Consider the following 19595-nt stretch of genomic DNA (forward strand, 5'->3'; position numbering starts at 1 on the left):
GAAGCGCCGTGCTTGAGAGAATATCGGTGGGAGTCAGGCCCTGTGCGTGGGTTGAACTCCGGCCGTCAGGTCGGGTTCCAAGGTTCCATGAGGCAGAACGAAAAAGCCTGGCTCGTTTCCAAGCCAGGCTGTCTGCAATCAGTGAAGGACCGTCCTGTCTTACGTGTCCATCTTCAGCGCGGCGATGAAGGCTTCCTGCGGGATGTCGACCTTGCCGTACTGGCGCATCCGCTTCTTGCCTTCCTTCTGCTTGTCGAGCAGCTTGCGCTTGCGGGTGGCGTCGCCGCCGTAGCACTTGGCGGTCACGTCCTTGCGGAGCGCGCGGATGGTTTCGCGGGCAATGATCTTGCCGCCGATGGCCGCCTGCACCGGAATCTGGAACATGTGCGGCGGGATGAGTTCCTTGAGCTTCTCGCACATGGCGCGGCCACGGCCTTCGGCACGGGTGCGGTGCACGAGCATGGAGAGCGCATCCACCGGCTCGCCGTTGACCAGCACCGACATCTTCACGAGGTCGCCCTCGCGATAGTCGGAGATGTGGTAGTCGAAGGAGGCGTAGCCCTTCGAGACGGACTTCAGACGGTCGTAGAAGTCGAACACCACCTCGTTGAGCGGCAGGTCGTAGACCACCATGGCGCGCTTGCCGACATAGTTGAGATCGATCTGCACGCCGCGGCGGTCCTGGCAGAGCTTGAGCACGGCACCGAGATAATCGTCCGGCGTAAGGATCGTCGCGCGGATCCACGGCTCCTCGATGGCGTCGATCTTCATCACATCCGGCATGTCGGCCGGGTTGTGCAACTCCTTCACCGTGCCGTCGCTCATGCGCAGGTGATAGACCACGGACGGCGCGGTGGAGATGAGGTCGAGGTTGAACTCGCGTTCCAGGCGCTCCTGGATGATTTCGAGGTGCAGGAGGCCGAGGAAGCCGCAGCGGAAGCCGAAGCCCAGCGCCGCCGACGTTTCCATCTCGTAGGTGAAGCTCGCGTCGTTGAGACGAAGCTTACCCATGGCAGCACGCAGGTTTTCGAAGTCTGCGGCGTCCACCGGGAAGAGACCGCAGAACACCACCGGCTGCACGGGCTTGAAGCCGGGGAGCGCTTCGGCGGTGGGCTTGCGGTCATCGGTGATGGTGTCGCCGACGCGGGTGTCGGCCACTTCCTTGATCGATGCTGTGAGGAAGCCGACCTCGCCGGGGCCGAGCACATCCACATCGGTCATCTTGGGTCGGAACACGCCGACCTTGTCGACTCCGTAGGTCGCGCCGGTTCCCATCATTTTGATGGTCTGGCCCTTCTTCAGCGTGCCGTCGATGATGCGCACGAGCACCACCACGCCGAGATAGGCGTCGTACCAGGAATCGACAAGCATCGCCTTCAGCGGGGCTTCCTTGTCGCCCTTGGGTGGTGGCAGCTTATGGACGATGGCCTCCAGCACGCCCTCGATATTGAGGCCGGTCTTGGCCGAGATCGGAACCGCGTCCGAGGCGTCGATGCCGATCACCTCCTCGATCTGCTCCTTGATCCGGTCCGGATCGGCGGCGGGCAGGTCGATCTTGTTGAGGACCGGCACGATCTCATGGTTGGCGTCAATGGCCTGGTAGACATTGGCGAGCGTCTGGGCTTCCACGCCCTGGGAGGCATCGACGACCAGCAGCGAACCTTCGCAGGCGGCGAGCGACCGGGAGACCTCATAGGCGAAGTCCACGTGGCCGGGGGTGTCCATGAGGTTCAGGATATAGGTCTTGCCGTCTTGGGCATTGTATTCCAGGCGCACGGTCTGCGCCTTGATGGTGATGCCGCGCTCGCGCTCGATATCCATGTTGTCGAGCACCTGCTCCGTCATCTCACGGGCGGAGAGCGCCCCCGTGGTCTGGATCAGGCGGTCGGCCAGGGTCGACTTGCCGTGGTCGATATGGGCCACGATCGAGAAGTTGCGGATGTTGTCGAAGGTGCGTGCGGTCATAATTCTGCAGATATAAGAATGTTCAGGCCGCAATAGCAGGGGCGGCCTCCAAAGCCAAGGGAGGCTGGTGCCGCGCCCCTCCTGGGGCTTTGATCACCGACTCGTTTCGCCTTCCCTGGCTAGCGCCCTACCTGAACGGAAGGGGGGCGATTGGAAGGCGGGTATGACGAATACTCCTATCCTGACAGATGTGGTCGACGATCTCAGCGGAGCCGGCCGTCCCGCCCTTCACCGCACCATCGGCCCCTTTCAGATGACGCTCTACGGGCTCGGCAGCATGCTGGGCTCCGGCATCTATGGCCTGATCGGGCAGGCGGCCGGGCAGGTGGGCAATGCCGTCTGGTTGGCCTTCCTGGTAGCCCTTGTGGCGGCGCTGCTGACGGCCTTGACCTACGCTTCTCTCGGCTCGCGCTATCCTCGCGCTGGCGGAGCGGCCTATATCGCCGAGCGCGCCTATCGCTCGCCCCTTGTCGGATTCGTGGTGGGGCTGGCTGTGGCCTGTTCCGCGCTCACCTCGGTCGCCACCCAGTCCCGGGTCTTTGCGGCCAATCTCGCGACATTCACCGGAAGCGGGGAGGGGACCGTCACCCTGCTGGCGCTAGGCTTCCTCCTGCTGCTCATGGGGCTCGTGCTGCGCGGCATCCGCGAATCCATGTGGGTCAACGTGCTGTGTACGTGCATCGAGGCGGGCGGCCTGCTGCTCGTGGTCGCGGTGGGCATCAGCTATTGGGGGTCTGTCGATCTCCTGGAAACGCCGCCGCCGGGGGAAGGCGGCGCGAGCGATGTGATGATCCTGCTCGTGCTGCAAGGCGCGGTGCTCACCTTCTTCGCCTTCCTCGGGTTCGAGGACAGCCTCAATGTCGCGGAGGAATGCCGCGATCCCCAGAGCACGATTCCCATCGGCCTGATCGCCGCCATGGCGATTGCCGCGCTGATCTATATGGCAGTCGCTATAACGGCCGTGTCCGTCATGCCATGGCGGGAGCTTGCCGCAGCGCCGGGGCCGCTGACGGCAGTGATGAACAAGGCCGCTCCCTGGCTGCCGCCGATCGTCTACACGGCGATCACGCTGTTCGCCGTCGCCAACACGGCGCTCGTCAATTACGTCACCGCCTCGCGGCTCGCCTATGGCATGGCGCACCAGAGATTGCTGCCGGCCTGGCTTGGCCGGGTTCATGCCACGCGGCGCACGCCGCACCTTGCAATCCTGGCTTTGTTCGCGGTCGTCGCTCCGCTTGCCGTCATCGGCACCATCGGCCAGCTTGCCGCCGCGACCGTGCTTCTGCTGCTGACGGTCTTCGCGCTCTTGAATGGTGCCCTCGTGATCCTGAGGGACCGCGAAGGCGAGCCGCGCGGGCGCTTCGAGATTCCGCTCATCCTGCCGATCCTTGGCAGCCTCGTCTGCGCAGGCCTCGTGATTATTCGCGTTGCCACAGGCGATTGGCGCGCCCCGGCAATCGCCGGTGCGCTGCTTGCTGGAATCTTTGTGCTCTATGCGTTGTACCGGCCGAAAGCTGAGCGGCACGCGGCTTGATAGTCAAATCTATCCATCCTGACGCGACAAGCGCAGGGTCGCATGCCTGCGCTTGTCGTTGAGGATAGAAGATCAGCGGGCGCATTCCACGGGAACGCGCTGGTCGGTGCCGGGGATAAGGACCGTGCGGCACGGGACGCCGTTGATGACACGAATCTCATGCGGTGCGGCGTGGGGGAAGGCAGCATAAGGAGGGCCTGCAACGACAGGAGCGCCGGGAGGCGGGACGGCGACAATGCTGCCTGTTGTCATCGGATCCATGCCGATCATGCCGGCCGGGCCTGCGCACTGCACCGGGATGCGCCGGTCGCTCGAATGGTCGAGAACGGTGCGGCAGGGCACGCCATTGATGATCTGGATCTCGTGCGGAGCGGCGTCCGGGAAGGGCGAGGTCGGCGTGCCGCTGGTCTGCGCCTGCGCCAAGCCGATCGTGCCGAGCATGATGAGGCCAGCGCTGGCGATAACTGTAAATCTCTTCAAGGTAACCTCCTCTGGTATGGGGCCTTGCCCCTTTGGACGGAGGTTTAACGCTTGCGATAAGGTTAGTTTCCTCTCTCACGGCAACGTGTGAGAGGCAGTCCCTATCGGCCCTGCTCCAGAATGCGCGAAATCACCTTGGCCGTGTAATCCACCATTGGCACGATGCGAGCGTAATTCAGCCGCGTCGGGCCGATGACGCCGAGAACACCGACGATCTTCTGGCTGCCGTCCCGGAACGGAGCCGCGATCATCGAGGAGCCGGAAAGCGAAAACAGCTTGTTTTCAGAGCCGATGAAGATCCGCACGCCTTCGCCGCCCTCGGCGCGGCTGAGCAGATCGATCACATCCGTCTGCGTTTCGAGATCGGAAAAGAGCAGGCGGATACGCTCAAGGTCTTCCGCAGCCTTCAGATCGTCGAGCAGGTTCGCCTGGCCGCGCACGATGAGCTGGCGCGATTCCGCCGGGCCCACGGTGGTGGCAAGACCTGCCTCCACGAGCTTGGCGGTGAGCGCATCGAGCTCCCGCTCCATCTCCTCGCGGCGGGTTTCGATCTCGCTCTTGAGGTCACCCAGTGTCTTGCCCTGGATGCGGGCGTTGAGGAAATTGCCGGCCTCCACCAGCGCCCCGGCGGGCAGGCCTGCGGGCAGATCGAGGAGGCGGTTCTCGACGGAGCCATCCTCCGACACCAGCACCACGAGGGCGCGGGTGGGATCGAGCCGCACGAACTCGATGTGCCTGAGGGGCGCATTGGACTTCGACGTCACCACCACGCCCGCGCCACGCGAAACGCCGGACAGCAGCGCCGAGGCCTCGGCCAGAGCCGTTTCCATGGTGTGGCCGGTGGCGGCAGCGCGCATCTGGGCCTCGATCCGCGCCCGCTCGTCGGCGGTCACGTCGCCGATTTCCATCATGGCGTCCACGAAGAAGCGCAGGCCGATTTCCGTCGGCAGGCGTCCGGCGCTGGTATGCGGCGCGAAGACCAGGCCTGCCGCCTCCAGATCCGCCATCACGTTGCGGATCGAGGCGGGGGATAGCGTCATCGGCAGGATGCGCGAGAGATGGCGCGAGCCGACGGGTTCACCGGTCACGAGATAGCTCTCGACGATCTGGCGAAAAATCTCGCGGGAGCGGTCGTTCAGCTCCGCAATGGCGCGGGTGTCCGACAGGTTCGAGAAGGGGCCATTGGCGTGCATGCGATGGGTTCTACGCTTTCACAATTCCACCCTGCAAGTAGGCATTATGTGCGGATGAACGGTGCTTTAGGCAAGGCTTGCGCTTGCCTAAAGCGCCTCCTGGCCCCAAAGAGGCTCTCAAACAAGCCTTTATGGAGAAACGAACATGCGTCCTTCCAACCGCGCCCCCGACGAATTGCGTCCCGTCACCCTGGAGCGAAGCGTCGCGCGCTATGCGGAAGGCTCCTGCCTCGTGACCTTCGGGAACACCAAGGTGCTCTGCACCGCCTCGCTCGAGGAGAAAGGTCCCCCGTGGCTGCGCGGCACCGGCCGGGGCTGGGTGACGGCGGAATATTCCATGCTGCCCCGCGCCACGCATGAGCGCACCAAGCGCGAGGTCAATTCCGGCAAGCCCTCCGGCCGCACGCAGGAGATCCAGCGCCTCATCGGCCGTTCGCTCCGCGCCGTCGTGAACCTGCCGGCTATCGGCGAGCGGCAGATCGTGCTCGATTGCGACGTGATCCAGGCCGATGGCGGCACCCGCACGGCCTCCATCACTGGCGCCTGGGTCGCTCTGCATGAATGCTTTACCTGGATGCAGAGCCGCTCGATCATTTCGATCAACCCGCTGCGCGAGCCGGTGGCCGCCATTTCCTGCGGCATCTATCAGGGCCAGCCGGTGCTCGATCTCGATTATGCGGAGGATTCCGCTGCCGAGACGGACGCGAACTTCGTCATCACGGGTTCGGGCGGCCTCGTCGAGGTGCAGGGCACCGCAGAGGGCAAGCCCTTCTCCGAAGAGGAGTTCCTGAACCTCCTGCGTCTCGCCAAGGCAGGCGTGGCGCAGCTCGTGGAGCTTCAGAAGAAAGCGGTGGCGTGATGCAGCGCCGTCCTCTCACCGGCAAGGTCGTGATCGCGACCCACAATGCTGGGAAACTGCGCGAGATGCAGGAGCTGCTCGCTCCCTTCGGCGTCGAGGCCGTGTCGGCCGGCGAGCTCGGCCTGCCCGTTCCCGCCGAGACGGGACACATGTTCGCCGAGAACGCCGCCATCAAGGCTCACGCTGCGGCAAAGGCCACGGGTCTTCCCGCGCTCTCGGACGATTCCGGCTTGTGCGTCCATGCGCTCGATGGCGCGCCGGGATTGTTCACGGCGGACTGGGCCGGCCCGAAGAAAGACTTTTACGCTGCCATGGAGCGAGTGCATCGCGAGATGGAAAAACGCGAGGCGACCGATAAACGCGCTCACTTTGTCTCCGCCCTCGTCATCGCCTGGCCGGACGGGCATGAGGAGCTGTTCGAGGGGCGTGTGTTCGGAGAGGTGGTCTGGCCGCCGCGCGGCGACAGGGGTTTTGGTTATGACCCCATGTTTCAGCCGGACGGTTTCACGCAGACCTTCGGTGAGCTGTCATCGGAAGAGAAGCACGGCATCGACTGGTCGAAGCCGGAGCCGGAAGGCCTTTCCCATCGGGCGCGCGCGTTCGTGAAGCTCGCGGCGGGGTGTTTGCACAGGGTTTAGCGCCTCGCGCGGAGCGGAGGCTCTCTTTTTCACGAACATTATCCCTCTTGTCATCACCGGCCTTGTGCCGGTGATCCCGATTGAGAAGAGCGCGACGCTCTTCCGATCGAGATGGCCGGGACCGATCCCCTGATCGAGTCCGGGGACGGCCATGACAGAGAAAGTTTTTGAAAAGAATGAAGCGCCCCGTGGGGCGCTTCACGTGTCTTAGAGCTTAAACGTTCGTCGGGCCGTTGCCGCGGCGCTTGGCCATGAAGGCGTCGAACTCCTCGCGGTCCTTGGCGCGCTTCAATTCCTCCACGAACTCACGGAAGGCGCGGGCTTCCTCGTCGAGCTTGCGGCGCTCTTCCTCGAGGCGCTCCAGCTCGCTGCGGCGGTACTCGTCGAAGGCTGCGTTGCCCGAACTGGTATAACCGAAGCCGCCGGTGGGGCGGCGCGATCCGAACAGATCATCGGCCGTGCGGCCGAAGGTGTCGCGGAAGAAGGCTCTCGCCTCGTCGTATTTCGGATATCCACACATTTTCCACACCAGATAGGCCAGCGCGAGCGGCCAGAACCAAATGAAGCCCAGGATGATGGCGACGATCTCCAGACCGCGTCGGGGTGAGCGCCCGCAGCGGCGGTGAGCGCCGGCATTCCATGGCCCCGCATGAGGGCCCTGGTTCCAGGCGGTTGAAGCAGAGTCAGACATCGTAGGTCTCGCTATGTTAATGCTAACAACATTAACATGCGGATCGATTTTGGCGCTTTCAAGGGAGCTTTGTTCGATTTTGGGAGAAGGGAGCCGAGGGCGGCCGCGTGAAGGCTTGGAGATCGGAAGCTGGTGCAGCAGCGCTCAGCGGCTGGCCGTCTCCGGCTTGTCCTTCAGAGCGCCGTGGACCAGGGCGAGGACGCCTGCGCGAAGCAGTTCGTACTTGTCCGGCAAGCCAGGGCCCTTCGGAAGCTGGCCGGCGGCATCGAGGGTCGCGATGCCGTGGGAGAGGGCCCAGACCTCGAGGGCAATGAAGCGGACGTCCACGCCCTGGAAACCCTCCGGATAGGTCTTCGTGAGCGCCTGCACCAGATAATCGAACGCCGTGGCTGGATCCTTGGAGCTGTCCGAGGCGCCCTTGCCCCAGGGGCCGCAGCCTTCAGCCTCCAGGGGCTTCGCCGAGAACATGGCCGTGTAGAAGCCCGGCTCCTGCTCGGCAAAGGCGAGATAGGCCTCGCCCATGCGGGTGAAGCGCTCCCGTGGCGTTCCCTCGCTTTGAAGCGCCTTCCCGAGCCGCTTGGCGAGTTCGTCGAACCCGCGGAAAGCCACTTCGGCGACCAGAGCCTCGCGGCCGCGGAAGTGACGGTAGAGGGCTGCGGGGGTGACGCCCACGAGCTTGGCGGCATCGGCCAGGGTAAACCCGCCAAGGCCACGCTCGGCGATGAAGCGCTGCGCCGCCTCGATCAGCGCCTCCTTCAGATTGCCGTGGTGATAGCCCTGTCGGTCGAACGGGCCGCGCCAGTGCCGCATGATGGCTCCTTTGGACTTAATCCTCTGCCGATCTTAAGTCCCTGCCTCCGGAGAGGCTAGGGGCGGAAGGCTCATGAAGGGTGAACAACCACTTGGGAAAGAGGTTCAGAAAAGTTTACGAGCGCTTTCCCTCTGTCATCCCCGACGAGCGTCAGCGAGGGAAGGGGATCCACTCACACGCGCAAAGCTATGGATTCCCTTCCCCTCCGATGGCTGCGCCATCTTCGGCCGGGAATGACACCGAGATCGTTGCGCGACAACGCCACTCGTGACGTTCTGGCCAAGAACTGCCATATACGGCCCATGATCGATCATCCGACGCGCGATGTGGGCTTTGGCGTCTATGTCCATTGGCCCTTCTGCGCCTCCAAATGCCCCTATTGCGACTTCAACAGCCATGTCCGCCATCAGCCGGTGGATCAGGAGCGGTATCTCACGGCCTTCAGGCGCGAGATCGCTCATACGGCGGCGCGCATTCCAGGACGCACGGTCACCAGCATCTTCTTCGGCGGCGGCACGCCCTCGCTCATGAAGCCGGAGACGGTCGGCGCAATCCTCAATGCCATCGGCGGCGCTTGGGCTATCGACCCCGACGCCGAGGTTACGCTCGAAGCGAACCCCACCAGCGTCGAAGCCGAGCGCTTTCGCGGCTATCGGGGTGCCGGCATCAACCGCGTGTCGCTCGGCGTGCAGGCGCTCAACGATCCGGACCTGCGACGCCTCGGCCGCATGCATTCGGTTGAAGAGGCGCTGGCCGCGGTGAAGATCGCAGCCTCGATCTTCGACCGCTATTCCTTCGATCTCATCTATGCGCGTCCTGGACACACGCCGGAAGCGTGGGCTGAGGAGCTTGAGCAGGCCATCAGCTACGCAGTGGAGCATCTTTCGCTCTACCAGCTCACCATCGAGCCCGGCACGTGGTTTCAGCGTCTGTTCGATGCGGGCAAGATCACCGTGCCGGATGAGGAGACAGGCCGCGCGCTCTACGACATCACGCAGGAAACCTGCGAGAAGCATGGGCTTCCGGCCTACGAGATTTCCAACCACGCCAGACCCGGCGCAGAATCGCGGCACAATCTTCTCTACTGGCGCTACGGCGAATATGCAGGCATCGGCCCCGGCGCGCATGGACGCCTCGTCACCGGCAATGCGCGACTGGCAACCTCCACCGAGAAGCATCCCGAAACATGGCTTGAGCATGTGGAGCGCGAGGGCCACGGCGTCATCGACGAGGAAGTGCTCACCTCCGAGGCGGAAGGCGACGAATTCCTCCTCATGGGCCTTCGCCTGAAAGAGGGCATCGATCCGCGCCGTTATGAGGCGTTTACGGGAAAGCCGCTGAATGCGCGGGCCTTGAGCATTCTCGAAGAGGAAGGCCTCATCCGCATCGATGGCTCACGTCTTGCCGTAACGGAGAAGGGCTTTCCGGTGCTGAACGCAGTGATTGCGGAACTGGCGGCTTAAAGGCCTGCCATCACGTCATCACCGGCCTTGTGCCGGTGATCCCGAAGCGAGAGGCGTAGCACTCTCCCAATTGAGATGGCCGGGACAAGCCCGGCCATGACGAAAAGTACCAGACACAGAGGAGAGGCGCTTCGCCCGGAACGACGGGTTGTTAAACCCGCTTCACCTTGCTCTCGATCGCATCCCACACCGTCACGGCGAGATCGGGCCCGCCGAGGCGCTTGATGGCGCGGATGCCGGTGGGGGCCGTCACGTTGATCTCGGTCAGGTTGCCGTCGATCACGTCGATGCCGACGAGGATGAGGCCCATGCGCTTGAGATCAGGCCCGATGGTCTCGCAGATCTCACGCTCGCGCGGCGTCAGATCCGTGGGCTTTGCGGCTCCGCCGCGCACCATGTTGGAGCGGATATCGTTGGCGGCCGGAACGCGGTTGATCGCGCCTGCCGCTTCGCCATCGATGAGGATGATGCGCTTGTCGCCTTCCGTGATCTTCGGCAGGAAGCGCTGGGTCACCCAGGGCTCGCGGAAGAGGGTCGAGAAGAGATCGTAGAGCGAGCCGAAATTCGGATCCTCGCGACTCACTTTGAAGACGCTGGCGCCGCCATGCCCGTAGAGCGGCTTCATCACCACGTCCCCATGCTCGCGCCGGAACTCCTCGATCTCCGCCTTGTCACGGGAGATCAGGGTCGGCGGCATGAGATGCGGAAACTGCGTGACGAAGATCTTTTCCGGCGCGTTGCGCACATGCGACGGATCGTTCACCACGAGTGTCTTCGGATGGATGCGTTCCAGAAAATGCGTGGCGGTGATGTACGCGAGGTCGAAAGGCGGGTCCTGGCGCATGAGCACCGCATCAATGGTCGAGAGGTCGACTCGCTCCTGCTTGCCGAGAGTGAAGTGGTTGCCTTCCTCATCCCGCACCTCGATGGGATCCACGAGCGCGACCACCTTGCCGTCATGCAGGGACAGGCGGTCGGGGGTGTAGTGCAGGATCTGGTGGCCTCGCCGTTGTGCCTCGAGCAGCAGCGCAAAGCCGGTATCGCCTGCGATCTTGATGCTGTTGATGTGATCCATCTGGAACGCAACGGTGAGGGTCATCGGTTTTCCTCCTGAGGAAGCGGGTTTATTGGACTGTTTCGGGAGGAACGCAACTCTTGCGGTGTCGGAATGAACGAAAAAGGGGGACAGGTGTTATTGAATAGCCCCGCTTCGGGGCCCCGGAGTCTTGCGGATACGCCCAGGCTTCCACATCTGATAGGTCATGTCACGCCGCGCCCTCCTCATTGTCAACGCCAAGAGCCGAAGCGGCGAATCCCAGGCCAGAGCGGCCATCGAGGCCCTTGAGGCTCATGGGATCGAGCCCGTTCATGTGGAATGCGGACGGCGGGAGGATCTGTCGCCTCTCATCGTGAAGCATCGCGACGGGGTCGATTGCGTCGTCGTCGGCGGTGGCGATGGAACGCTGAATGCCGCTGCTTTCGGTGTGATCGAGGCCGGTCTGCCGCTCGGCATTCTGCCGTTCGGCACGGCGAACGACTTGGCCCGAACCTTGGGGATTCCCTTCGATCTCGACGGCGCCGCACAGGTCATCGCCGACGGTCACACCCGCAGGATCGATCTCGGTCTCGTGAACGGCCACCCTTTCTTCAACGTGGCAAGCCTCGGCCTCTCGGCGGAACTGGCGCAGCAACTGACCCACGACATCAAGCGGCGCTTCGGGCGGCTCGGTTATGCGCTCGTCGCCATGAAGGTTCTGTCCCAGGCCCAGCCCTTCCGCGCGACAATCACGAGCGAGACCGAATCCGTGCGCGTGCGGACCTTGCAGATCGCCGTCGGCAACGGCCGTTTCTACGGCGGCGGCAATGCGGTGGAGAAGGACGCGGCCATTGACGACCAGCACCTCGATCTCTACAGCCTGGAACTCGAACGCGCCTGGAAGCTCGCCTTCATGGCGCGCTCGTTTCGCTATGGAGAACACGGCGCCTGGAGCGAGGTGCGGGCGATCCGCGCCAAGGAATTCGACATCCGCACGAGACGGCCGAGGCCAATCAATGCGGATGGCGAGATCGTGACCCAGACGCCTGCGCATTTCTCCATCAGGCCTTGTGCCGTAACGGTATTCGCGCCTTAGCGCCTCGTGCGGACCTCCGGTTCCGCTCGAACGATGCGCTCTCTCTAGAAGGGAGCATCGGATGGATCCCAAAAGTGGATTCCACTTTTCACGTCCGAGGCTCTAGCGGCGGCCGCAACGGACGGCGTCCTCGATGTTGCCGTGTCCAAGGCCGATGTCATGAAGCATCGCATCGTCCAGGGCGCCCAGCTCTCGCATGGCGCGACGAAGGCGGATCTCCCGCATCAGGGATGAAAAGAGATTCTTGAGACCAGACGGGCGGGCGGCCGAGCTCTCATAGGTTTCCGTGCAGGTGTTCGAAAGGGCCGACATAGCGCTCTCCTTGAGTTGATGAGGAGAGTATGGGACCGCCCCTTGCATAAGTGAAACGAATGTTCATTATATCTAGAATAATGATCCGTTATGGAGTCGGCCCATGCCCTACAATCTCGATGTCAGCCTTCTGAGGGCGTTCGTCGCCGTAGTGGACACGGGCGGCATGACCGCGGCCTCGGGTGTCCTCAACCTCACTCAGGCGGCGGTGAGCCAGCAGATCAAGCGGCTCGAGGAGACCTTGGGCGAGGAGCTCATCACCCGTGACAGGCGAGGGGTGACCCTGACGAGCGCGGGCGAGCGGCTGTTCGGGCGCGCCAAGCGCCTGCTGGCCATGAACGACGAAATCTGGACCGAGATGACGACGCCGGAATTCGAGGGCGAAATCCGCCTCGGGATTCCCAGCGATATCATCACCACGTATCTGCCCACCTTCCTGAAGAGTTTCGCGCGTAGCTATCCGCGCGTGCAGATCTCGCTCAACAGCGGCTCAAGTGCCGAGCTTCGCGCGAGGCTCGCGGCCGGCAAGATCGATGTGGTGATGGCGACCGAACTCAGCTGCGATCCCGATGGCGAGAACCTCGTGATGGATCGTCTCGTGTGGGTTGGCGCGCGGGGAGGTGAGGCGGCGTGGAAGCGGCCGCTGCCGGTCTCCATCGGCTGCTCCGACTGCGCTTTTCGCTCACCGATCCGCGAGGCTTTACAGAAGGCCGGCATCGAATGGCGTTCAGTGTTCGATTCCACCAATACATCGGTGCAAGTTGCGACCGTTGCCGCCGATACGGCCGTGATGGCGTGGATGGCATCGACCGTGCCGAGCAATCTGGAAGTGCTGGGACCTGACACAGGCCTGCCGCTGCTTCCGCCTTTCATGGTCGATCTCTACCTGCCGAAAGGTGGCGGCAATCACATCGTGCAGGAAATGGCGCGGTTCATTCGGGACTCGGTGCGCGATCCTCGCAAGATCGCGGCTTAATACATACTCGTTCGATCATAACACGCTCCTCAGGATGAGGGATAAGCAGGCGTGGAAACGATATTTTAGCTTACCCAGCATCACGCCGCCCCACGTCATCACCGGCCTTGGGCCGGTGATCCCGACGATGGGAAGCACCACGCTCTTCTGAGCGGGATGCCCGGGACAAGCCCGGGCATGACAATTCATGACATGCCTCAAAATATCTCCAGCTCGAATGCCGAGACGATGTGTTTCGGCAGGCGCCTCGGCGCGATGAAGACCGCATCCGCGCGCCATGTCTTTCCCTGCGCGTGAGGATGGCGTGAAAGCCATGACCGCACGGCGCGCGAAAAACGCTGGCGCTTGATGGCGGTGATGGATGACAGGGCATCGTCCATCGATCCGCGTGCCTTCACTTCGACAAACGCGATGGTATCGCCGCGCGCCATGATGAGATCGATCTCGCCGCCTGCCGCCGCATAGCGACGGGCAAGCGGGCGGTAGCCCCTGGTGAGCAGGAAGAGCAGCGCGATCCACTCGGCATAATGGCCGCGCTGGAACGTCGCTCGCCGCCGCGCCAGGGCCGATTCCGCACGTGTGGAATCGGCCCTTCCCTTTGCTCGGCCGCATTTTTGTACGGCGAACCGGATCCACTTCGCCGAAAAATGCTCTGGCGCCGTGTTCATGCATCCCTTTTCGCGAGTTCGAGAGCGCGGGCATAGACCTCGCGCTTCGGCAGGCCGAGTTCCGCCGCGACGAGCGCCGCTGCATCCTTGATGGAATGGTTTTTCAAGGCTGTTTCGAGCTTGTCGTCGAGGGCTGCATCGGCTTCCGCTGCATGCATCTCCTTCGTCGCCTCGCCGATCAGCACCACGATCTCGCCCTTCGGCGGGCCTTCTTCCGCAAATTGCGCCGCGAGTTCCGGCAAGGTGCCGCGCCGGATCGTCTCGAACATCTTGGTGAGTTCGCGCGCCACGACCGCCTGCCGCTCACCGAGAATGGCGGCCGCGTCGGCCAGCATTTCAGGCAGGCGGTGCGGTCCCTCGAACAGCATCAGCGTGCCGGGGATCGAGGCGATCTCGGCGAGACGCGCACGCCGCGCTGCGCTCTTCGGCGGCAAGAAACCTTCGAAGAAAAAGCGGTCGGTGGGCAGACCCGAGGCGACAAGCGCTGTGAGAACGGCGGAGGGGCCGGGAATAGGCGTCACCGGCAGACCTTCTTCGATGGCGGCCTGCACGAGCTTGAAGCCGGGGTCCGACACCAGCGGCGTGCCGGCATCCGACACCAGCGCCAGCGCCTGCCCCTCGCGGATGCGGTGCACCATGCGCTCGCGCACGGCGTCGTTGGAATGCTCGTGGTAGGCCACCAGCGGCGTGGTGATGCCGTAATGGGCGAGCAGCGTTTTCGTCACTCGCGTGTCTTCGGCCAGGATCGCGTCCGCCGCTGCCAGCACGTTCAGCGCCCGGAACGAAACGTCCTGCAGGTTGCCGATGGGGGTTGCGACCACATAGAGGCCGGGCGCCAGGGGCTTGGCCTCGGCCGCAAGACCGAAGGCCGTGAAGGTGGCGGTCCGTTCGCCCGGCTCGCGCCGTCTGGTCCGGTTGTCGATTCTCTGTGTCATCACCTGTCACTTTCGCATGAACGCCCCATCCGGCGGAAGAAGGCTTGGCTCCTGCCGCGCCGATCTTGGAAACAATGTTTACCTTTTAGTGCCAAGGTCGGCCGCATGTCCGATGAGCTGTTTCCAAAACGGGGGTGGAGATGGCGTCCCTTTCTAGGGCCATGGAGCAGGGCTGGAAAAGCCGGGCGGCCTTGGCTGTTGTGGTAATAGGCGCGCTCGCGCTGTCCGGATGCGTCGGATCGGGCCCTGCGCGGCAGACGCGGAAGACGAGCCGATCCGTCCCGCAATCCGCGCCTTCTCGGCCCGTTGATCCCGTCTATAATGCCGATCTTTCTCCGGAGGGCGCTCCTGTCGGCCAAGTCCAGGCCGCTCAAATGCAGGCTGTCCCTGCGGGTTCCATGCCCGTTCAGATGCGTGGCACGATCCTCGGCAACGGCCCTGTGAAGGTGGCGCTGATCCTGCCGCTCTCCGCGCCGGGCCAGGGGGGCCTGGTGGCCCAGAACATGCGCAATGCAGCCGATCTCGCGCTCAGCGACTTCCAGGGCTCTGACCTCACCATTCTCGTCAAGGACGATCGCGGCACGCCGGAGGGTGCGCAGGAAGCGGCAAGCCAGGCTCTCGCGGAAGGCGCCCAGCTCATCCTCGGTCCGCTCTTCGCCGGCTCCGTCCAGGCGGCGGGGCAGGTGACGCGCCAAGCGGGCAAGCCTCTCATCGGCTTCTCCTCCGACCGCGCTGCGGCCGCGCAGGGCGTCTATCTCCTGAGCTTCATGGTGCAGGCGGAGGTCGATCGCATCATCGCCTTTGCCGCCGCTCAGAACCGCCGTTCCATCGCGGCACTGATCCCCGACACGGCCTATGGCCGCGTGGCGGAGATGCAGCTGCGGGAGGCCGCGGCTGAGAACAACATCCGCCTCGTCGCCATCGAGCGCTATCCCGCCGGGCAGCCGCAGGGAGCCGTCCAACGGCTTGGCAACCTGATCGGAGGGCCCGCGCCGCAGGCCAATGCGCTTTTCATGCCTGAGAACGGCGATGGATTGCCCGCCGTCGCGCAGGCGCTTCAGACGGTTCGCTTCAACGCGCAGCAGGTGAAGCCGCTCGGCCCCGGCCTGTGGGACGAGGCGCGCGTGTTCGGATTGCCGACGCTGCAGGGCGGCTGGTTTGCCGCGCCGGACAAACGCGGCTTCATGGATTTCGCCGCGCGCTATCGTGCGCGTTTCAACAGCGATCCGGTGCGCCTTGCGACGCTCTCGTATGATGCGGTGACGCTCGCCGCTGCGCTCGCCCGCCTGCAGGGGCCTCAGGCCTTCAACGACAGCGTGCTCACGAACGGATCGGGCTTTGCGGGCGCCGACGGCGTTTTCCGCTTCAACCCCAACGGCACCAATGATCGCGCACTGACCGTTCAGGAAATCCGGGGCGGCACGGCCGTTGTGATCGACGCCGCGCCGCGCACCTTGATGGCGAGTAACTGACAACATCAATAAGCCCTCCACGTCATGGCCGGGCTTGTCCCGGCTATCCCGATCTGAAAGGCGTTGCGCCTCACCGAAGCGGGATCACCGGCACAAGGCTGGTGATGACAAGGGAGACTTGCAGGACGAAGCGCAAGCGGATGAGGATCGTTTCTCTTACTTGCGCGTCAGCACCGCGCTTAAGCTGGGTTTGTTGTTGAGGGTCTGGAACACCACGCAGTAGCGCTCGGTCAGCTTGAGCAGCTGATCGATCTTCTCCTGCGGCGCATCCGTGTCCACCTCGAAGGAGAGGCGGATGTCCCTGAAGCCGACCGGCGCGGTCTTGTCGACGCCGAGCGTGCCACGGAAATCGAGGTCGCCTTCTGCCTTCACGGCACCGTGGCGCAGATCGATCTCGAGCGCGGTGGCAACAGCTTTGAGAGTCACGCCCGCGCAGGCGACGAGTGCTTCGAGAAGCATGTCGCCGGAGCACAGCTCCGCGCCGGAGCCGCCGGTCGCCGGGTGAAGACCCGCGACAGCGAGCGCACGGCCGGTCTCGACCTTGCAGGCGACGTGCTGGTCATCCAGCGTGCCCTGCGCGTTCAGCGTGATGACGGCTGATTCCGGATTGCTGCGATATTGGTCCTTCAGCGGCGCCTGCAGCGCGCGCAGCTCGGTCGAGTCCATGATACTTGTCCTTGTTGGTCTACCACCACAACGCCGCAGCCTGCCGGTCGCGTTCCCGCTGCGGCTGCTGTTGAGACGGGTTGAGGGAATGATCGAGCGCCGTCAAGACGCGGCGCACCGAATTTTCGAAGGCTAAGCCCGTCTTGTCGCGCGGGCGCGACAGCGTGAGCGGCAATTCATCGAAGATGCGGCCCGGCTTCGGCTGCATGACGATGGCGCGGTCGGCCAGCGTCACCGCTTCCTGAACATCGTGCGTCACGAGAACGACGGTCGGGCGCGTTTCCTCCCACAGCCCGAGCAGGTGCTCGTGCAGGCTCGCGCGGGTGAACGCATCGAGCGCGGAGAAGGGCTCGTCGAGCAGAAGCACCTTCGGGTTGGTCACGAACGCTCGCGCAATCGCGACACGCTGCTGCTGGCCACCGGAGAGATCGCGCGGCCAGCGCCTGGCATGCTCGACGAGGCCGATCTTGTCGAGCGCGTGCTCGACACGCGCTTTGCGCTCGTTCGCACCGATGTGCTCGAGACCGAAGGCAATGTTCTCGGATACCGACAGCCAGGGCAGGAGGCGCGGTTCCTGGAACACGATGCCGACGGAAGGGTGAGGACCCGAGAGCACTTCGCCATCGAGCCGGATCGAACCTGCGCTCGTCCGGTCGAGGCCGGCGATCAGGCGCAAAAGCGTGGTCTTGCCGCAGCCCGAGCCGCCAATCAGTGAGACGATCTCACCCTGGCGTACGGAGAGATTGATGTCGGACAGCGCGCGCGTGCCGTCGGCGTATGTCTTGGAGAGATGTTCGAGTTCGAGCATCACAACCTCTCCCGCACGGTGTCCTGCCAGCGCACGAGCGGCTTGGTGAGAAGAACGAGCAGGCTGTCCGCGAGCTTGCCGAGCAACGCGAAGGCGATGATCGCGGCCAGGATCTGATCGGGCTTGCCCATCTGCTGCCCATCGACGAGCAGATAACCGAGGCCTTCGGACGCGCCCATGAACTCGGCGGCGACCACGAACATGAAGCCGAGGCCCAGCCCTGAGCGCAAAGCGATCACCGCCTCGGGCAGAACGGCAGGGAGCAGGATGCGCTTGGCGAGCTTGAAGCGCGAGAGGCGGAACACGTGGCCCACTTCCACGAGCTTGCGGTCGACGGACAGGATCGCGCCCGCAATGCCGAGATAGACGGGAAAGAACACCCCGACCGCGATCAGCGCCACTTTCGAGGCCTCGAAAATGCCGAGCCAGAGAATGAAGAGTGGCACCCAGGCAATCGAGGGAATGGCACGCAAGGCCTGCAGCGTCGGATCGAGCAGGCGGCGAACCGTTTCGCTGGAGCCGGACAACGCACCGAAGACGATGCCGGCGACGGCGCCGATGACGAAGCCGGTGAGGACGCGCCAGAGCGTGGTCCACACATGCGTCCAGAGTTCGCCTGTTTCAGCGAGCGACCAGAGCGTGGCGAAGATGCGGCTCGGCGGCGGAACGAGGCGGCCCTGCGCGAGGCCGAAGCGCACGGCGGCTTCCCAGAGAAGCGCCACGGCGATGGGCAATAAAAAGCCGAGAAGGATGCGCCAGTCGAAGGCGCGCCGCTTCTCGGCAAGGGAAGGGGCCGCGAGAGCGGCGGCACCCTGTTGGGAGGACCAGGCGGAAGTTGCGGTTTCGCCTGTCACGGCGCTCTCCCGTGATGAAGTCATCAGCGCGATGCGGTGGCGAAGCGGCGGTCGATGAGGGCATCGACGGTCGCCTTCACATTCGTGTCGGCGGGCACCACACCGGCCTGCTGCAGGGCAAGGCCTGCGGCGAGGATCGTGTCAGCCTGCGGCTGGCCGATGGTGGAGTGCGTGAGTTCCGTGCGCTGCAGCTGACGCTCGATCACCGCTTCCGGCAGCTTGGTGTAGGTCACGAGAGTCTTCTTCAGCTCCTGCGGGTTGGCGAGGGCATATTTGCGGGCCTCTTCGTAGGCCTTCAGCACACGGCCCACGAGAGCCGGGTTGTCCTTCGCGAAAGCCTCCGACACGTTCAGCACGCCCCAGGTGTTGGCGGCAGCGTTGCGGTAGAAGAGCTGTGCGCCGCTTTCCGCCTCGGCAGCCGCCATCAGCGGGTCGAGACCGGCCCAGGCATCCACGTCGCCGCGCTCGAGAGCGGTGCGGCCATCGGGATGCTGAAGCAGAACGAGCTTCACGTCCTTCTCGGTGAGCTTGGCTTCCTGCAGGGCGCGCACGAGGAAAATGTGCGGATCGGTGCCGCGGGTGACGGCGACCCGCTTGCCTTTGAGATCCTCGACCTTGGCGATGCCCGTATCCTTGCGGGTGACGAGGGCGGTCCATTCAGGACGGGAATAGACGTAGATCGACTTGATCGGGTTGCCGTTGATCCTGGCGATCAGGGCGGCGGCGCCTGCGGTGGAGCCGAAATCGAGGGAGCCGGCGTTGAGGAACTCAAGCGCCTTGTTGGAGCCGAGCGACTGCACCCAGCGGACGGTGATGCCGTCCTTCTCCAGTTCCTTTTCCAGGAAGCCCTTGTCCTTCAGGACGAGGCTCACCGGGTTGTAGGTGGCGAAATCGATCTTGATTTCCTTGGGCTGGGCGAGGGCTCCCGTGGCGAAGGAGGTCAGGCCCGTGGCGAGGGAGGCGGCGAGGAGGAGACGGCGGGTCAGGCTCATTTTTAAGTTCCCATGTTTGGCGCATGGGAGCTTGAACCTGTGGTTCTTGAGGCGCCCGGCGCTTTAGCTGTACTTGTTTCGCGCCCGCAAGCTGCATGCTCAAATCGGCGCGTGTTCTTTTTATGGAACTGATCGTTTTCTAAGTC

General features: G+C 64.0%; 20 protein-coding genes. 7 read left to right on the forward strand and 13 right to left on the reverse strand.

The window, feature by feature from the left end:
* Window positions 1–159: 159 nt before the first annotated feature.
* A complete protein-coding gene (gene lepA / locus DC522_RS03385; protein ID WP_116527291.1) occupies window positions 160–1965 on the reverse strand; it encodes a translation elongation factor 4 in 1806 nt (601 codons plus the stop codon).
* Between the two features lie 163 nt (window positions 1966–2128).
* On the opposite strand from lepA, the gene DC522_RS03390 reads away from it, so the two are divergent.
* A complete protein-coding gene (locus tag DC522_RS03390) occupies window positions 2129–3499 on the forward strand; it encodes an APC family permease (protein ID WP_116527292.1) in 1371 nt (456 codons plus the stop codon).
* Window positions 3500–3571: 72 nt separating this feature from the next.
* On the opposite strand, the gene DC522_RS03395 is transcribed toward DC522_RS03390, so the two are convergent.
* Window positions 3572–3979, reverse strand: coding sequence for a hypothetical protein (locus DC522_RS03395; RefSeq protein ID WP_116527293.1), 408 nt, complete (start codon window positions 3977–3979; stop codon window positions 3572–3574).
* 101 nt (window positions 3980–4080) lie between these two features.
* On the reverse strand, window positions 4081–5172 hold the full coding sequence (hrcA, locus tag DC522_RS03400; RefSeq protein WP_116527294.1) for a heat-inducible transcriptional repressor HrcA: 1092 nt from the start codon (window positions 5170–5172) through the stop codon (window positions 4081–4083).
* Window positions 5173–5317: 145 nt separating this feature from the next.
* On the opposite strand from hrcA, the gene rph reads away from it, so the two are divergent.
* Entirely contained in the window at window positions 5318–6031 is a 714-nt protein-coding gene (gene rph, locus DC522_RS03405; RefSeq protein ID WP_116527295.1) for a ribonuclease PH, read from the forward strand.
* Window positions 6031–6669 (forward strand): RdgB/HAM1 family non-canonical purine NTP pyrophosphatase, encoded by a 639-nt coding sequence (gene rdgB / locus DC522_RS03410; RefSeq protein WP_116527296.1) that lies wholly within the window; start codon window positions 6031–6033, stop codon window positions 6667–6669. Before rph ends, rdgB begins: the two co-directional genes overlap by 1 nt.
* 214 nt (window positions 6670–6883) lie before the next feature.
* Here the strand turns inward: rdgB and DC522_RS03415 are convergent, their stop codons facing one another.
* Window positions 6884–7360, reverse strand: coding sequence for a DUF2852 domain-containing protein (locus tag DC522_RS03415; RefSeq protein WP_116527297.1), 477 nt, complete (start codon window positions 7358–7360; stop codon window positions 6884–6886).
* A 144-nt stretch (window positions 7361–7504) separates the two neighbouring features.
* Window positions 7505–8170, reverse strand: coding sequence for a TetR/AcrR family transcriptional regulator (locus DC522_RS03420; RefSeq protein WP_116527298.1), 666 nt, complete (start codon window positions 8168–8170; stop codon window positions 7505–7507).
* 303 nt (window positions 8171–8473) lie between these two features.
* On the opposite strand from DC522_RS03420, the gene hemW reads away from it, so the two are divergent.
* Window positions 8474–9634, forward strand: a complete 1161-nt coding sequence (gene hemW, locus DC522_RS03425; protein ID WP_116527299.1) for a radical SAM family heme chaperone HemW — start codon at window positions 8474–8476, stop codon at window positions 9632–9634.
* Between the two features lie 151 nt (window positions 9635–9785).
* On the opposite strand, the gene gshB is transcribed toward hemW, so the two are convergent.
* A complete protein-coding gene (gshB, locus tag DC522_RS03430) occupies window positions 9786–10733 on the reverse strand; it encodes a glutathione synthase (RefSeq protein WP_116527300.1) in 948 nt (315 codons plus the stop codon).
* 163 nt (window positions 10734–10896) lie between these two features.
* Here gshB and DC522_RS03435 point away from each other — a divergent pair, with 163 nt between their 5' ends.
* Window positions 10897–11766, forward strand: coding sequence for a lipid kinase (locus tag DC522_RS03435; protein WP_116527301.1), 870 nt, complete (start codon window positions 10897–10899; stop codon window positions 11764–11766).
* Between the two features lie 102 nt (window positions 11767–11868).
* On the opposite strand, the gene DC522_RS03440 is transcribed toward DC522_RS03435, so the two are convergent.
* A complete protein-coding gene (locus DC522_RS03440; RefSeq protein WP_116527302.1) occupies window positions 11869–12078 on the reverse strand; it encodes a DUF1127 domain-containing protein in 210 nt (69 codons plus the stop codon).
* A 103-nt stretch (window positions 12079–12181) separates the two neighbouring features.
* On the opposite strand from DC522_RS03440, the gene DC522_RS03445 reads away from it, so the two are divergent.
* Window positions 12182–13054 carry a LysR family transcriptional regulator gene (locus tag DC522_RS03445; protein WP_116527303.1) on the forward strand — a complete coding sequence of 291 codons (873 nt, stop codon included), beginning with the start codon at window positions 12182–12184 and terminating at the stop codon, window positions 13052–13054.
* 197 nt (window positions 13055–13251) lie between these two features.
* Here the strand turns inward: DC522_RS03445 and DC522_RS03450 are convergent, their stop codons facing one another.
* Both DC522_RS03450 and rsmI read right to left on the reverse strand, forming a co-directional pair.
* A complete protein-coding gene (locus tag DC522_RS03450) occupies window positions 13252–13722 on the reverse strand; it encodes a YraN family protein (protein WP_116527304.1) in 471 nt (156 codons plus the stop codon).
* Window positions 13719–14657 (reverse strand): 16S rRNA (cytidine(1402)-2'-O)-methyltransferase, encoded by a 939-nt coding sequence (gene rsmI / locus DC522_RS03455; protein ID WP_116527305.1) that lies wholly within the window; start codon window positions 14655–14657, stop codon window positions 13719–13721. The genes DC522_RS03450 and rsmI overlap by 4 nt, the downstream gene beginning before the upstream one ends.
* A gap of 140 nt (window positions 14658–14797) precedes the next feature.
* Here rsmI and DC522_RS03460 point away from each other — a divergent pair, with 140 nt between their 5' ends.
* Entirely contained in the window at window positions 14798–16129 is a 1332-nt protein-coding gene (locus DC522_RS03460) for a penicillin-binding protein activator (RefSeq protein ID WP_116527306.1), read from the forward strand.
* Between the two features lie 156 nt (window positions 16130–16285).
* Here the strand turns inward: DC522_RS03460 and DC522_RS03465 are convergent, their stop codons facing one another.
* From DC522_RS03465 to DC522_RS03480, 4 genes are read right to left on the reverse strand one after another with little or no spacing between them, the layout of a single operon-like run.
* Window positions 16286–16795, reverse strand: coding sequence for an OsmC family protein (locus tag DC522_RS03465; RefSeq protein WP_116527307.1), 510 nt, complete (start codon window positions 16793–16795; stop codon window positions 16286–16288).
* A gap of 19 nt (window positions 16796–16814) precedes the next feature.
* Complete coding sequence (locus tag DC522_RS03470; RefSeq protein ID WP_116527308.1) at window positions 16815–17603, reverse strand: ABC transporter ATP-binding protein; 789 nt, start codon at window positions 17601–17603, stop codon at window positions 16815–16817.
* Window positions 17603–18457, reverse strand: coding sequence for an ABC transporter permease (locus DC522_RS03475; protein WP_371678783.1), 855 nt, complete (start codon window positions 18455–18457; stop codon window positions 17603–17605). The genes DC522_RS03470 and DC522_RS03475 overlap by 1 nt, the downstream gene beginning before the upstream one ends.
* 23 nt (window positions 18458–18480) lie before the next feature.
* Window positions 18481–19449: an aliphatic sulfonate ABC transporter substrate-binding protein gene (locus tag DC522_RS03480; RefSeq protein WP_116527310.1), complete on the reverse strand. Its 969-nt coding sequence runs from the start codon at window positions 19447–19449 to the stop codon at window positions 18481–18483.
* Window positions 19450–19595 lie beyond the last annotated feature (146 nt).

It is taken from the genome of Microvirga sp. KLBC 81 (genome assembly GCF_003075415.1).
Lineage (GTDB): Bacteria > Pseudomonadota > Alphaproteobacteria > Rhizobiales > Beijerinckiaceae > Microvirga.

Excerpts from the sequence above, each read along its gene's own strand:
- lepA (WP_116527291.1), bottom strand. The coding sequence starts at position 1,965 with ATGACCGCACGCACCTTCGACAACATCCGCAACTTCTCGATCGTGGCC.
- DC522_RS03390 (WP_116527292.1), top strand. The coding sequence starts at position 2,129 with ATGACGAATACTCCTATCCTGACAGATGTGGTCGACGATCTCAGCGGA.
- hrcA (WP_116527294.1), bottom strand. The coding sequence starts at position 5,172 with ATGCACGCCAATGGCCCCTTCTCGAACCTGTCGGACACCCGCGCCATT.
- rph (WP_116527295.1), top strand. The coding sequence starts at position 5,318 with ATGCGTCCTTCCAACCGCGCCCCCGACGAATTGCGTCCCGTCACCCTG.
- rdgB (WP_116527296.1), top strand. The coding sequence starts at position 6,031 with ATGCAGCGCCGTCCTCTCACCGGCAAGGTCGTGATCGCGACCCACAAT.
- DC522_RS03415 (WP_116527297.1), bottom strand. The coding sequence starts at position 7,360 with ATGTCTGACTCTGCTTCAACCGCCTGGAACCAGGGCCCTCATGCGGGG.
- DC522_RS03420 (WP_116527298.1), bottom strand. The coding sequence starts at position 8,170 with ATGCGGCACTGGCGCGGCCCGTTCGACCGACAGGGCTATCACCACGGC.
- hemW (WP_116527299.1), top strand. The coding sequence starts at position 8,474 with ATGATCGATCATCCGACGCGCGATGTGGGCTTTGGCGTCTATGTCCAT.
- gshB (WP_116527300.1), bottom strand. The coding sequence starts at position 10,733 with ATGACCCTCACCGTTGCGTTCCAGATGGATCACATCAACAGCATCAAG.
- DC522_RS03435 (WP_116527301.1), top strand. The coding sequence starts at position 10,897 with ATGTCACGCCGCGCCCTCCTCATTGTCAACGCCAAGAGCCGAAGCGGC.
- DC522_RS03440 (WP_116527302.1), bottom strand. The coding sequence starts at position 12,078 with ATGTCGGCCCTTTCGAACACCTGCACGGAAACCTATGAGAGCTCGGCC.
- DC522_RS03445 (WP_116527303.1), top strand. The coding sequence starts at position 12,182 with ATGCCCTACAATCTCGATGTCAGCCTTCTGAGGGCGTTCGTCGCCGTA.
- DC522_RS03450 (WP_116527304.1), bottom strand. The coding sequence starts at position 13,722 with ATGAACACGGCGCCAGAGCATTTTTCGGCGAAGTGGATCCGGTTCGCC.
- rsmI (WP_116527305.1), bottom strand. The coding sequence starts at position 14,657 with ATGACACAGAGAATCGACAACCGGACCAGACGGCGCGAGCCGGGCGAA.
- DC522_RS03460 (WP_116527306.1), top strand. The coding sequence starts at position 14,798 with ATGGCGTCCCTTTCTAGGGCCATGGAGCAGGGCTGGAAAAGCCGGGCG.
- DC522_RS03465 (WP_116527307.1), bottom strand. The coding sequence starts at position 16,795 with ATGGACTCGACCGAGCTGCGCGCGCTGCAGGCGCCGCTGAAGGACCAA.
- DC522_RS03470 (WP_116527308.1), bottom strand. The coding sequence starts at position 17,603 with ATGCTCGAACTCGAACATCTCTCCAAGACATACGCCGACGGCACGCGC.
- DC522_RS03480 (WP_116527310.1), bottom strand. The coding sequence starts at position 19,449 with ATGAGCCTGACCCGCCGTCTCCTCCTCGCCGCCTCCCTCGCCACGGGC.